The sequence below is a fragment of the Kitasatospora sp. CB01950 genome (assembly GCF_001905465.1).
Lineage (GTDB): Bacteria > Actinomycetota > Actinomycetes > Streptomycetales > Streptomycetaceae > Kitasatospora.
In genome coordinates this window covers 430,515-444,076 of the sequence record NZ_LISX01000005.1, presented here as the reverse complement: position 1 = coordinate 444,076, position 13,562 = coordinate 430,515, and the positions used below count along the sequence as shown (strand labels likewise).

Here is a 13,562-nt window from a genome sequence, read left to right as displayed (position 1 = left end):
CTGCCGGATCAGTCCTGCTGCTCGCTCTTGTCGGAGCTGCTGCCGTTGGTGCGGCCGGCGCCGGCGCCGGTGAAGGTGTCGCGGAGCTTGCCGCCGACCGTGCCGACACCGTTGGTGAACTCGCGCAGCAGGCCCATCAGCGGGTCCTTGCTTTCCTTCACCGACTGCGAGTACGAGTCGGCGGCGGCCTTCCACTGCGCGCCGATCGAGGTGTCCGGGTCGTCGCCGCGGCGCGGGTACGCGCCCGCCATGATCGAGCGGTACTCCTCGCTCTCCGCCCACTTCTTCAGCGCCGCCACCCGCACCACCGCGAACGGGTGGGTCTGCGGCAGCACCTGCAGCAGCTTCAGCACGCTGTCGCGCAGGTCGCCCGCCTTGTCGTACTCGGCGGCCTGCTCCAGGAACGCGTCCACGTTCATCTCGGCCATGTTCGCGCCGCCGGCCAGCTTCATCAGGCCGCGCATCGACGCCTGCAGGTCCTGACCGGCCAGCAGGCCTGCCCGGTCGCTGGAGAGCTCGGCCTTGCGGAACCACTCCTTGAGCGCCGTGATGACCGCCATGATCGCCAGGTTGCCCAGCGGCAGCCAGCCGATCCGGGTCGCCAGGTTGGTGAGGATCAGCAGCATCGTCTGGTAGACCGCGTGCCCCGACATCGCGTGACCGACCTCGTGGCCGATCACCGCGCGCAGCTCCTCCTCGTCCATCAGGTCGACCAGGCCGGTGGTCACCACGATGACCGGGGTGTCCATGCCGATGCAGTACGCGTTGACCTTCGGGTCCTGGGTCACGTACAGGTCCGGGACCTTCTCCAGGTCCAGCACGTACGCCGCGTCCCGGACCATGTCGTACAGCTCCGGGAACTGGCGCTCCGAGGTCTTGACCGCCGTGGCCAGGAACAGCAGTCGCACGCTGCGCTCGGACACCAGGCCGGCCAGCTTCTTCAGGATGTCGTCGAAACCGCTCAGCTTGCGGAGCGCCACCAGGCCCGAACGGTCCGCCGGGTGCTCCCAGGCGCGGGTGGAGATCTCCGGGAACCGCTGACGGCGGCGGCTCGGCGCGGTGCCCTTGGTCATGTCGGTCATTGCGTACCCTCCTGGATCGACGCCGGCACCGGCTCCCGTGGCCGGCCCCCGCTGCTTTTCTGATGAACGTCGGTGTGCCCGCACTCGTCCCCGGGCGTCACGGTACGCCGTCGGTCATGGCGGGTCGGGGGCCGGGCCGGGGCTCCGGGTACCGCGGCGGGGCGGGTTCGGGTGCGGTGCGGTGCTGGGCCGGTGCTTGTCGGGGCGGGGTGTGGGGCGGGCGTGGCGGTAAACGGGTCTACGCTGGCTGTGCCGTACCGAAAAGGAGCCCGTGATGTCCCCTGCCGACCTGGTCCAGCTCGCCGGACCGATCTCCAGCGAGAACGGCCCCGGCCTGTTCCTGAGGATCATCCTGATCGCCTCCTTCGTCGGAGTCGGTCTGCTGGTGTGGGCGATCGCGCGGGCCGGCCGCGACGGCGCCAAGCGCGACGCCGAGCGCGAGCAGGTGCGCGCCGAGGCCGCCGACCGGAGCTGAACTCCCGTACCGGTGCTGCCTGTGGGCGCGGGACCGAGGGCCGGGCGGTGGCCGGGGACGGCTCACGGGTGGTCAGACGCGGTGGGCCGCCATGCGGTTGCGTGTCAGGCCCCCGTACGATGAGCCCGCGGGCCGCACGGTCCGTGACCGCCTGGTCCTCACCGAGCCGAGAAGGTCCCGCCGATCATGAGCACTGCTGCCCTGCCCGCTCTTGCCGTCCTCGCCGAAGAGGGCGGTAACCACGACAGCCTCAACCCCTTCCTGACGGGCGGCGCGGCTCTGTTCATCCTGCTGCTGCTGCTGTTCCTCACCACGCGCTTCAACCGCGACCGCTGACCCCGGCCGCACCGCCGCCCCCGCGCGGCGGCGGACACGGAGTGCCCGGGGCCCGCGAACGGGCGGAATCCCCGGGACACCCGGGTCGCGTAATGTGTAGCGCCATGAGAGAGCAGGTCGACACCTCCGGGACGGACACCGCGCCGGGCACCCCTGCGCCGTTCAGTACGCCGCGTGAGCGACGTCGGCTGGGAGTGATGGGCGGCACCTTCGACCCCATCCACCACGGGCACCTGGTCGCCGCGAGCGAGGTGGCCAGCGCCTTCCACCTGGACGAGGTGATCTTCGTCCCCACCGGGCAGCCCTGGCAGAAGTCCGACCGGCACGTCTCGCCGGCCGAGGACCGCTACCTGATGACGGTGATCGCCACCGCAGAGAACCCCCAGTTCTCCGTCAGCCGGATCGACATCGACCGCAACGGCCCCACCTACACCGTCGACACCCTCCGCGAGCTGCAGGCCCTGCACCCCGACGCCGAACTCTTCTTCATCACCGGTGCCGACGCCCTGGCCCAGATCATCTCCTGGCGCTCCCCCGAGGAACTCTTCGACCTCGCGCACTTCATCGGCTGCACCAGGCCGGGCCATACTCTCTCCGACACCGGTCTGCCGGTCGGCGGCGTCTCCCTCGTCGAGGTGCCCGCCCTCGCCATCTCCTCCACCGACTGCCGGATGCGGGTCGCCAAGGACGAACCCATCTGGTACCTGGTGCCGGACGGCGTGGTCCGTTACATCCACAAGCGGGCGCTGTACGCGTCGGCCCGGCCCTGATCCCCCGGAGGGAAGACATGACCGGAACGTCCGACGACGAACAGTGGTACGGCCGCCAACCCCAACCGCCCTACCCGCAGCAGCCCGGGCACTACCCGCAGCAGGGGTACGAACAGCAGGCCTACGAGCAGCAGCCGTACGAACAACAGCCTTACCAGCAGCAGGGGTTCGAGCAGCAGGGATTCGAGCAGCCCGGGTACGACCCGTCCGGATACAACTCGGCGGGGTACGACTCGTCGGGGTACGGGCAGTCCGACTACGGGCAGCAGGCGTACGGGCAGCAGCAACAGCCGTACGGGCAGGCCGATCCCTACGGCCGGTACGACCAGCAGGGCGCGCAGCAGTCCGGGCAGCAGTCCGGGCAGCACGGGGCGTACCCGCAGGAGTCGTACGGCGGTGACCAATCCGGTTACGGGCAGCAGCAGTTCGGCGGCCAGCCGGGTCAGCCGGGTCAGCAGTGGGCCGGGCAGCCGTCGGCCGGTGACTCCTACGGGCAGCAGTCCGGTGACGCCTACTACGGGCAGCAGCCCGCGCAGGGGTACTTCCAGCAGCCGCCGCAGGCACCGGGTCAGGTGCCGGGCGGTCAGACGCCGGGCGGGCAGGTGCTCGACGGCCGGGTGACCGAGCGACAGGGAGCCGAGGGGCGGGTGCCTTCGCAGGCCGGGGCGGCCGGGCGGGCCGTGCCGTCGGTGAGCCCGGTCGCTGCACCGGCCGGTGCGGGGATGCCGCCCCGGGCGCGGGCGGCTGCGGCGGCGTCGGGGCCGGCGGCGGACGCGGAGGAGCCGTCCGAACTGGTCGGCGGACGGGCTGCCTCGGCGGCTGCGGCTCGGGCCAAGTCCGCAGCGGACGACTCGTACACCACGGGTGAGTTCAACTTCGTCGACGAGGAGACGGAGGACTCCGAGGACGCCATCGACTGGCTGAAGTTCGCCGAGTCCCGCAGCGAGGTCCGGGCCGAGCGGCGGCGACGGCTGCGCAACCGGGTGATCGCGCTGGTGGTGGCACTGGCGGTGCTGGCGGCCGGCGCGGTGGGCTACCTGTGGTGGTCCGGCAAGTTCGACGACTCCAACGACGCGACCAAGGCGGCCGGCGGCCGGTACGTCAACGTTGTCCACCTGATCGACCCGCAGCAGAAGGTCACCACCGCACTGCTGGTCGACGACCAGGGCGGGCAGAAGGCGACCGTGCTGCTGCTCCCCGACACCCTCCAGCTGCCCAGCAACGGCGATACCTCCACCACCACGATGGGTCAGTCCCTGAGCGCGGTCGGCGCGTCCGCCACCCGCGACGGCCTGTCCGCCGTGCTCGGCGCGAAGGTGGCCGGCACCTGGCGACTGGACACCCCCTACCTGCAGCTGCTGGTCTCCCAGCTCGGCGGCATCAAGGTGGACACCAACACCGAGATCCGCGAGAACAACAAGCCCGACGGCAAGGTGGCCGCTCCGGCCGGCAAGGACATCACGCTGAGCGGCCGCGCAGCCGTCGACTACGCCACCCTGCAGGCCCCCGGCGAGTCCCGGGACGCCCAACTCGCCCGCTTCGGGCAAGTGATGGCGGCAGTGATCAACGCGATGCCGGTCACCATGGCGGACGCCACCGACGACGTGCACCGGATGATGTCCGTCGCCGACCCGTCGCTGCCGGAGAACGCGCTCGCCGGCGTCCTGGTCAACCTCTCCAAGCAGGCGAAGGCCGGGCACCTGACCACCACGCTGCTCACCGCCAAGCCGGACGGCACCCTGGACGACGCCACCGCCGGCAAGCAGGTGAAGGACCTCCTCGGCGGCACCCTCGGCAAGGCCAAGGGCACCGGCGGCAGCACCCGCGTCACGGTGGTGAACGCGGCTGGCAACGACACCTCGGCGGCCGCCGCGCAGGTGGTCGTCCTCAACTCGGGCATGGACGCACTGCCGTCCAGCGCGAAGGCGCCCGCGCAGGCGACCTCCGAGATCCGGTACACCGACGATGCCAAGAAGCCCGCGGCCCTCAGCCTGGCCACCAGCCTGGGGCTGCCGGACACCGTGGTGAAGAAGGTCACCGACGCGCAGAACGCGGACCTGGTGCTGATGGTCGGCAAGGATTACCAGCCGCCGCAGAAGTCCACGCAGTAGCGGTTCGGCGGCGTCCCAACGGCGTCGCAGGGTGTGCTGTCCGGCGGCCGGGGCCCCGGGGCGGAAATCGCTCCGGGGCTCCGGCGCGTTCGTGAGATCCTGGGTAGGTATCCCCACAGCCGATCTGGAAGAGCATCGTGACCGTCACCGACCGAAGCCAGGAACTGATCACCGTCGCCGCACAGGCGGCGGCCGACAAGCTGGCGCACGACATCATCGCCTTCGACGTCAGCGAGGTGCTGTCGATCACCGACGCCTTCCTGATCGCCTCCGCCGCCAACGACCGCCAGGTTCGTGCGATCGCCGAGGAGATCGAAGACCAGCTGCGCGACAAGCTCGACATCAAGCCGGTGCGCCGCGAGGGCGAGCGAGAGGGCCGTTGGATCCTGCTCGACTACCTGGACATCGTCGTGCACGTCCAGCACTCCGAGGAGCGCTCCTTCTACTCGCTCGACCGCCTGTGGAAGGACTGCCCCGAGCTGCCGCTCCCCAAGGACGCGCTGGCGAGCCGCAACCGGCCCGAGAACGCCGTCACCGACGCCGCCGGCAATGCCGTCTCCGGGGGCGACCTCTGAGCCGCTCGGCGGCGGGGCCGCGCATCGTCCTCTGGCGGCACGGTCAGACGTCCTGGAACCTCGAATCGCGGTTCCAGGGCACCACTGACGTCGACCTCACCGACCAAGGTGTGTTCCAGGCGCAGCGGGCCGCTCGGCTGCTCGCTGCGCTCCGCCCCGACCTGCTGATCTCCTCCGACCTGACGCGGGCCCGGCGCACCGCCGCCGAGCTGGCCGCGCTCACCGACCTGGAGGTGCACCACTACGAGGGCCTCCGCGAGACCTTCGCGGGGGAGTGGCAGGGGCTCACCAACTCCGAGATCCGGGAGCGGTATCCGGAGGAGTACGAGGCCTGGTCGCGCGGCGAGCCGGTCCGGCGCGGCGGCGGCGAACTCTCCACCGAGGTGGCCGACCGGGCCGTCCCGGTGGTGCTGGACGCCGTCGACAAGCTGCCCGAGGGCGGCACCCTGGTGGTGGTCAGCCACGGCGGCACCATCCGCACCATGATCGGCCGACTGCTGGGCATTGATCCGCAGTTGTGGGAGCGCTTCGGCGGTCTCTCGAACTGCTGCTGGTCGGTGCTCGGCCAGGACGCGCGCGGTTGGCGGCTCCAGGAGCACAACGCGGGCACGCTCCCGCAGCCGGTCATCGGCGACGAGACCTGAGGCCCACCCGGCCCGGATTTCACAGTTCCGGCTCTGACCAGCTAGAGTCTTCCTCGTTCGCAGTGAGGAACGCAGACGGGAAACCGGGGGCGGGAGTCGCGGAACTGCGGGGCTATAGCTCAGTTGGTAGAGCGATTGCATGGCATGCAATAGGTCAGGAGTTCGATTCTCCTTAGCTCCACTCCGCACCGATGGTCCGTGAGTGGTCGTCAGTGTTGCGGGGCTATAGCTCAGTTGGTAGAGCGATTGCATGGCATGCAATAGGTCAGGAGTTCGATTCTCCTTAGCTCCACAGCAGTTCCGCGAGGCCGCTATCCGAGACGGGTAGCGGCCTTCGGCGTTTCCGGGACTGCCTTCGGCGGCGCCTTCGAGGCAGGCTCCGGGGTCGGCTCCGGAGCACCCGGAACGGATTAGGGCCTGGACCGTCAACCGTGTACAGTTGTCGATGTCGCCAAGGGAAACCGCAAGGGAAACCAAGGATGACAGCAGTAACAACGCGGGGCTATAGCTCAGTTGGTAGAGCGATTGCATGGCATGCAATAGGTCAGGAGTTCGATTCTCCTTAGCTCCACAGTAGTCCGAAGGCCGTCCCGCAAGGGGCGGCCTTCGGTCGTTCACGTGGCTCCTCTGCCGTCCGGCGCGTGGGGCCGCTACCGTCGTGCCATGGCCGATCTGGTGCGAAAACGGAACGACGAGCTCGCCCGGATACTCCACCAGCTCGGATGGAGCCCGGAGCGGCTGGCCCGTGAGGTGAACGCGGTGCTGCCGCCCGGCATGGCGATCAGCTCCACCGCGCCCTACAAGTGGCGTGACCGGGGCATGGTGCCGCGCTCGCCGCACGACCAGACCGTCTGCGAGGTCCTCGCCCGTAGCGTCGGCATCGCCGTCACGTACGAGCAGCTGTGGGGGCAGATGGGCTCCAATCGGGGCGCCAAGATGCTCTCGCCCCGATTGCTGACCGACCCGTGGACCGCCGACACCGCGCAGACCGCGCTCCGCGAGGCCGGCGCGGACGGCGCGCCGGTGCGGCTCACCGACCTGTTCCGCGGCGACGAGCTGGAGCAGGCGGCCCGGCACTGGGCCTCCCCGCCGCCGCACGTCACCGGCGGCGAGGGCGCGCTGCGGATCGCCCCCGAGCAGCTGGCCGACCTGCGGTTGTCCTACGAGTCCAAGCAACGCCTGGAGCGCGCCTACGGCGGCGGACTGATCCTCGACCTCGCCAAGGCCGAACTTGCCATGGTGGGGAAGCTGCTGGAACTCGGCAGCTACGACGAGCCGCTCGGCCGTGAACTGTACGGAGCCGCCAGCCGACTGGCCCGGCTGGTCGGCTGGGCGAACTACGACATGGGCAACGACGCCGCCGCACAGCGCGCGTTCGTCGCGGCCCTGCGCGCGGCCCACGTCTCCGGCGACTCCCGGCTCGGCGTCGGCGTGGTCGGCTGCCTCGCCGTCCAGGCGACCTACAACTCCGGTGGGCGAGGCCTGGATCCGGTGGCGATGCTGTCCACCGCGCTGCGCGCGGCCGACGACGTGCTGACACCGTGTGAGCGGGCCCTGCAACTCGGCCGGATCGCCCGGGCGCACGGCCGCAAGGGCGAGCAGATCAGCGCCGAGGCCGTCGCCGAACGGGCCTTCCGAGTACTTGAGGGGTTGGACGGGCACGACCAGGAACGCGCCGATCTGGAGGGCATGGTCGGCGAGGGCTTCCTGCTGCTCGGCGACCACGAGCAGGCCCGCGGTCTGCTGCAGGCTGCGATCGAGACGCTCACGGCGGAACGCGCCCGGGTCAAGGCGCTGTTGATGGTCCGCCTCGCCGACTCCTATCGCCGCACCGAAGAACGCACGGAGGCCGAGCAGACCGCCGACCGGGCCCGCCGACTCGCCGCCGGCATGCAGTCCGCCCGCGTGGCGCGAGCCCTGCGCGAGTTCGACACCGCGATGCGGGCCGAGACGTAGCGACGGCCCAGGTGGACGACTCGGCGGGGCGAGTGGGGCAGTGGTAGTGGGAACGGAGGCATGGGCGGTCGGGGGAGTGGTCGGTGCGGTGGCCGTGGGGGCGGTGGCCGACGTGGCCCTGAACGCAGACGGGGGCAGGGGCGGGGTTGCGGACCTGGACAGGGGCGCGGACGCGGTTGTGGAGGTGGACGCGGCCGAGGGATTGACGCGGTGACGCGAAACGGTGTTGAGGGGGTGCGGTACCCTGAGCCCATGCGAACCGTGCGCCTGCTTCTTAGCCGGCCGCGCTGACAAGGACCGGCCCAAGGGCCGGAGTCGGCGTGGCGTCCCCTCCTGTGGAGGGGCTTTCTGCTTTCTACGGCCTGTTCGCTGACTGATGACGATGGAGCCTGAAGGACCATGAGCGAGACGACCCCCGCTTCCGGCGCGGCCGAAGCCGCTACCGAGCCTTTCCGCTACGGCGCCGCGCTGGCCGCCGAGATCGAGTCCCGCTGGCAGGACCTGTGGGAGAAGGAGGGGACGTTCAACGCCCCCAACCCGGCCGGCCCGCTGGCCGACGGGACGTCCGTCGCCACGAAGCCGCACAGCTTCATCATGGACATGTTCCCGTACCCGTCGGGCTCCGGCCTGCACGTGGGCCACCCGCTGGGCTACATCGCCACCGACGTGTACGCCCGCTACCAGCGGATGACCGGCCACAACGTGCTGCACACTCTGGGCTACGACGCCTTCGGTCTGCCTGCCGAGCAGTACGCCGTCCAGCACGGCGTGCACCCGCGGGTGTCCACCGAGGACAACATCGCCAACATGCGCCGTCAGCTGCGCCGGCTGGGCCTGGGCCACGACTCGCGCCGCTCGATCTCCACGATCGACCCCGAGTACTACCGCTGGACCCAGTGGATCTTCCTGCAGATCTTCAACTCCTGGTACGACGAGGACGCCGCCAAGGCCCGCCCGATCGCCGAACTGGTCGCCCAGTTCGAGTCCGGCGAGCGCGAGGTACCGGGCGGCCGCGTCTGGGCCGAGCTGACCGGTGTCGAGCGCGACGAGGTGCTGGGCGAGTTCCGGCTGGCGTACTCCAAGGAGGTGCCGGTCAACTGGTGCCCCGGCCTGGGCACCGTGCTGGCCAACGAGGAGGTCACCGCGGACGGCCGCTCCGAGCGCGGCAACTTCCCGGTCTTCAAGTCCAACCTGCGCCAGTGGATGATGCGCATCACCGCTTACGCGGACCGCCTGATCTCCGACCTGGACCTGCTGGACTGGCCCGAGGCGATCAAGCTGCAGCAGCGCAACTGGATCGGCCGCTCCGAAGGCGCCCGGGTCGACTTCGCCGTCGGCGACGACACCGTCACCGTCTTCACCACCCGCCCCGACACCCTGTTCGGTGCCACCTACATGGTGCTGGCTCCCGAGCACTCCCTGGTCGACACCGTCGTCCCGGCCGAGTGGCCGGCCGGCACCCGTGAGGAGTGGACCGGCGGTGCCGCGACCCCGGCCGAGGCCGTCGCCACCTACCGGGCGGCCGCCGCCGCCAAGTCCGACGTCGAGCGCCAGGCCGACGCCAAGGTGAAGACCGGTGTGTTCACCGGCGCCTACGCGACCAACCCGGTCAGCGGCGAGCAGATCCCCGTGTTCATCGCCGACTACGTGCTGATGGGCTACGGCACCGGCGCGATCATGGCCGTCCCGGCGCACGACAGCCGCGACTTTGCCTTCGCCCAGGCGTTCAACCTGCCGATGCGCTGCGTGGTCCAGCCCACCGACGGTCGCGGCGACGACCCGCACGGCTGGGACGACGCTTTCGACACCTACGACTCGGTGCTGATCAACTCCGAGCGCGACGGGGTGTCGCTGAACGGCCTGTCCGTGGTCGACGCCAAGGCCCGGATTACCGCCTGGCTGGCGGAGCAGGGCATCGGCGAAGGCACCGTGAACTTCCGGCTGCGCGACTGGCTGTTCAGCCGTCAGCGCTACTGGGGCGAGCCCTTCCCGATCGTCTACGACGAGACCGGCGCGATGCACGCGCTGCCCGAGTCGATGCTGCCGGTCGAGGTCCCCGAGGTCGACGATTACTCGCCGCACACCTACGACGCCGACGACGCCACCTCCTCGCCGAAGACCCCGCTGTCCCGCAACGAGGACTGGGTCAACGTCGAGCTGGACCTGGGCGACGGCCCGAAGACCTACCGCCGCGAGACCAACACCATGCCCAACTGGGCGGGTTCGTGCTGGTACGAGCTGCGATACATCGACCCGGTCAACTCGACCTCCGTCGTCGACCCCGTCAACGAGGCCTACTGGATGGGCCCGACCGCCGAGAAGCCCGCCGGTGGCGTCGACCTGTATGTCGGCGGTGCCGAGCACGCCGTGCTGCACCTGCTGTACGCCCGCTTCTGGCACAAGGTGCTGCACGACCTGGGCCACGTCTCCTCGGTCGAGCCGTTCCACAAGCTGTTCAACCAGGGCATGATCACCGCCGACGTCTTCCGCGACGACCGGGGCTTCCCGGTGCCCGCCGCCGAGGTCGAGGAGATCGACGACGAGTTCTTCTGGAACGGCGAGAAGGTCCGGCGCGAGGCCGGGAAGATGGGCAAGTCGCTGAAGAACGCGATCGCCCCTGACGAGTTCGCCGACGAGTACGGTGCCGACACCCTGCGCCTGTACGAGATGTCGATGGGCCCGCTGGACGTCTCCCGCCCCTGGGACGCCCGCGCCGTGATCGGCTCGTACCGCTTCCTGCAGCGGATGTGGCGCAACATCGTCTCGGAGGTCACCGGCGAGCTGGTGGTCACCGAGGAGGCGCCGGACGAGGCGACGCTGCGCGCGCTGCACAAGGCGATCGACGGCATCCGCGGCGACATGGCCGGCATGCGGTTCAACACCGCCGTGGCCAAGGCCATCGAGCTGAACAACTTCCTGGTGAAGCGCGGCTCCACCCCGCGCCCGGTCGCCGAGCAGATCGTCCTGCTGATCGCCCCGCTGGCGCCGCACATCGCCGAGGAGCTGTGGCGCCGCCTGGGCCACGAGCAGTCGCTGGCCTTCGCCGACTACCCGGTCGCCGACCCGGCGTACGTGGTCGACGAGACCGTGACCTGCGTCGTGCAGATCAAGGGCAAGGTCAAGGCCCGCCTGGAGGTCTCGCCGTCCATCTCGGACGCCGAGCTGGAGGCGCTGGCCCTGGCCGACCCCACCGTGGTCGCGGCCATCGGTGACGCAGAGGTGCGCAAGGTCATCGCTCGCGCCCCGAAGCTGGTGAACATCGTCACCGGCTGACGACACCTCCGCTGAGGCATCGCCAGATCGGCAGGGCCGGTTGCCCCGAACTTGGGGCGGCCGGCCCTTCGCCGTTCCTGGACCCGGAACGTCCGAGCCTTGGGCGAGCGGGAGCGGGAAGGTGAGCGGGAAGGCGAGAACAAGGGCAAGGAGCAGGACGCATCCGGCTCGTCCGACAAGCGGGGAACGGTGGAGAAGTTCGAACAAGGTGGCTCCGTTCTTCGTAGGGGTATTGAGCGCCGGCTATGTGCTGGCGGTCTCCGGGTGATCGCTTGGGGGAAATCCCTGAGCTGTCCCTGATCTCCGTCCTCCCGGTGGTTGAAGGCCTGCTGTCCGCTGCCGGGCCGAGCTACGGTGGAGACCGGTGGACAGGACGGGCCGCACTCGGCGGACCGCCGCCGGTCACGAGCGGAAGGTGGGCTCCCGATGGAAGCGCTCGGTATCGTCGTAGCGCTGGTCGCGCTGCTCGGAGTGACGCTGCTGGTGATGGCGGTGGTGGGGACGGTCAAGGCGGCGAAGGCCGTGGCTGCCAAGGTCGAGCGGCACAGCTCCAACGCCCAGCGGGCGGTGGAGAACGCCACCCTCAGGGCGAAGACCATCACCAAGCCCGGCGACCAAGGCAGGATCGCCGGCCTCCGGCTTTCGCTTCGCACCGCGCTGGACTCGACCCGCCAGGTCCTGCAGGGTGGCCTCCCGCAGGACGGTCAGCTCGGTGACGCGCTCCAGCTCCTCGCCCGGCTCGACTCGCACGCCGCCGAACTCGACGCCGAGCTGCGCCTGTTGGAACGCGAGCCGATGAGCAGTCGAGTCACCGCCAAGCTCCCCGAACTGCGCGAGCGCACCGAGCGGATCACACACTCTGCGGATTCGCTTCGCTGGGCCGCCCAGGACCGCATGCGCCGGTTCGCCGACGACGAGCTCGCCCGCCTCAGCCAGGAGTGCCAGGACGAGGCCGGAGCTCTGCGGCACTGGACTCCTTCCGAGCCCGCCGCCGACCGCGGCGCCGAGTTTGCCGCCGGCCCTGCCCCCACTGCCGATGCCCGGAGCGCCGCCTCCGCCGATGGCCCCGCCGACCGTCGGAAGGGAATCGGTGCCGGTCGCCAGACCAGTGCCGAGGAACTGCTCGGACTGGCTGCCGAGCCGCTCTCCCGACTCGCCGACCGCTTGCGCAAGCCGAACCCGGCCGGGCCCAACCACCGCTGACCCCGCGTCACGAGGTGGTCACCGTCCGCGACGCAAGAGTTACCCACTGCTGTGGAGGTCAAACCACCACAGGGCGGGCACTGTCATCCTGGCTCGGCGGAGGGTAACCTCCGCCTCATGCTCGGCCACCTTGCGATCGTCACGGATTCCACCGCGTATCTGCCCCAAGAAGCGGTGGACCGGCACCGCATCCAGGTGGTACCGCTCAGTGTCGCGGTCGGTGACGAAGTCTTCGCAGAAGGCGTCGAGATCTCTCCCAAGGACGTCGCCGAGGCCCTGAGGGCGAAGAGCCGGGTGACCACTTCCCGGCCGAGCCCGGAAACGTTCGCCGCCGCCTATCGGGCCGCTGCTGCGGTCGGCGCGCGTGGAATCGTCTCCGTCCACCTGTCCGCCGAACTCTCCGGCACCGTGGAAGCGGCCCAGCTGGCGGCCGCGGCGGCGCCGATCCCGGTCAGGGTGGTCGACAGCCGGCTGGTCGGTATGGCGCTCGGAAGTTGTGTGCTGGCCGCCGCCGAACTCGCCGACACCCTCGACGCGGCCAGGTCGGGGGCGTCGGCCGGTGACGTCGACATCGAAGCAGTCGGTGGCGCAGAAGCGGACCTCGACCAGGTCGTCTCCGCTGCCGAGCGACGGGCCGAAGTCACCAACGGCTTCTTCTACGTCGACACCTTGGAGCACCTGCGGCGCGGAGGCCGGATCGGAACCGCCCAGGCTCTCGTCGGCTCCGCGCTGGCTGTGAAACCCCTGCTTCACCTGGCAGGTGGTCGAATCGAGCCGCTGGAGAAGGTCCGCACCGCCTCCCGTGCCATCGCACGGCTCGAGGAGATCGCCGTCGAGCACGCTGGGGCGCAGAGGGTGGACATCACGGTCCACCACCTTGCCGCAGAGCAGCGGGCGGAGGCGCTGGCCGAGCGGCTGCGGGAGCGGGTGCCTGCGATGAACGAGCTCTACGTCAGCGAAGTCGGAGCCGTCATCGGGGCGCACGTCGGGCCCGGGCTGCTGGCCGTCGTGGTCGCGCCCGTCGTCGCCTCCCCGCGCTGAGCAGGACCAGACTCACTCGTTCGAGCGACGAGAGTTATCCACAGCCCCGAGTTATCCACAGGGGCGGGCCGATTTCCTGAGCGCACCTCAGGACGG

The 13,562-nt window shown here is 70.3% G+C and carries 11 protein-coding genes and 3 tRNA genes; 13 read left to right on the top strand and 1 reads right to left on the bottom strand.

Annotated features, from left to right (window positions below; translation table 11 throughout):
• Positions 1–8 precede the first annotated feature (8 nt).
• Complete coding sequence (locus AMK19_RS16510; protein ID WP_073812324.1) at positions 9–1,082, bottom strand: M48 family metallopeptidase; 1,074 nt, start codon at positions 1,080–1,082, stop codon at positions 9–11.
• Positions 1,083–1,356: 274 nt separating this feature from the next.
• On the opposite strand from AMK19_RS16510, the gene AMK19_RS16505 reads away from it, so the two are divergent.
• The 13 genes from AMK19_RS16505 (at position 1,357) to AMK19_RS16450 (ending at position 13,466) form a co-directional block, all read left to right on the top strand.
• Complete coding sequence (locus AMK19_RS16505; RefSeq protein ID WP_073812322.1) at positions 1,357–1,557, top strand: hypothetical protein; 201 nt, start codon at positions 1,357–1,359, stop codon at positions 1,555–1,557.
• Positions 1,558–1,743: 186 nt separating this feature from the next.
• Positions 1,744–1,893 (top strand): hypothetical protein, encoded by a 150-nt coding sequence (locus tag AMK19_RS36530; protein ID WP_198953343.1) that lies wholly within the window; start codon positions 1,744–1,746, stop codon positions 1,891–1,893.
• A gap of 104 nt (positions 1,894–1,997) precedes the next feature.
• A complete protein-coding gene (gene nadD / locus AMK19_RS16500; protein WP_073812321.1) occupies positions 1,998–2,663 on the top strand; it encodes a nicotinate-nucleotide adenylyltransferase in 666 nt (221 codons plus the stop codon).
• A gap of 17 nt (positions 2,664–2,680) precedes the next feature.
• On the top strand, positions 2,681–4,774 hold the full coding sequence (locus tag AMK19_RS38080; RefSeq protein ID WP_073812319.1) for a LytR C-terminal domain-containing protein: 2,094 nt from the start codon (positions 2,681–2,683) through the stop codon (positions 4,772–4,774).
• A gap of 137 nt (positions 4,775–4,911) precedes the next feature.
• Positions 4,912–5,349, top strand: coding sequence for a ribosome silencing factor (gene rsfS, locus AMK19_RS16490; RefSeq protein ID WP_073812318.1), 438 nt, complete (start codon positions 4,912–4,914; stop codon positions 5,347–5,349).
• Entirely contained in the window at positions 5,346–5,993 is a 648-nt protein-coding gene (locus tag AMK19_RS16485; RefSeq protein WP_073812507.1) for a histidine phosphatase family protein, read from the top strand. Before rsfS ends, AMK19_RS16485 begins: the two co-directional genes overlap by 4 nt.
• Positions 5,994–6,101: 108 nt before the next feature.
• Positions 6,102–6,174 (top strand) — tRNA-Ala (locus tag AMK19_RS16480).
• 38 nt (positions 6,175–6,212) lie between these two features.
• Positions 6,213–6,285, top strand: a tRNA-Ala gene (locus AMK19_RS16475).
• 206 nt (positions 6,286–6,491) lie between these two features.
• A tRNA-Ala gene (locus AMK19_RS16470) sits at positions 6,492–6,564 on the top strand.
• Positions 6,565–6,656: 92 nt separating this feature from the next.
• Positions 6,657–7,949 (top strand): hypothetical protein, encoded by a 1,293-nt coding sequence (locus tag AMK19_RS16465; protein ID WP_073812316.1) that lies wholly within the window; start codon positions 6,657–6,659, stop codon positions 7,947–7,949.
• Positions 7,950–8,348: 399 nt separating this feature from the next.
• On the top strand, positions 8,349–11,222 hold the full coding sequence (leuS, locus tag AMK19_RS16460; RefSeq protein WP_073812315.1) for a leucine--tRNA ligase: 2,874 nt from the start codon (positions 8,349–8,351) through the stop codon (positions 11,220–11,222).
• A gap of 426 nt (positions 11,223–11,648) precedes the next feature.
• On the top strand, positions 11,649–12,425 hold the full coding sequence (locus tag AMK19_RS16455; protein ID WP_073812313.1) for a hypothetical protein: 777 nt from the start codon (positions 11,649–11,651) through the stop codon (positions 12,423–12,425).
• A 117-nt stretch (positions 12,426–12,542) separates the two neighbouring features.
• Positions 12,543–13,466 (top strand): DegV family protein, encoded by a 924-nt coding sequence (locus AMK19_RS16450; protein ID WP_073812312.1) that lies wholly within the window; start codon positions 12,543–12,545, stop codon positions 13,464–13,466.
• Positions 13,467–13,562 lie beyond the last annotated feature (96 nt).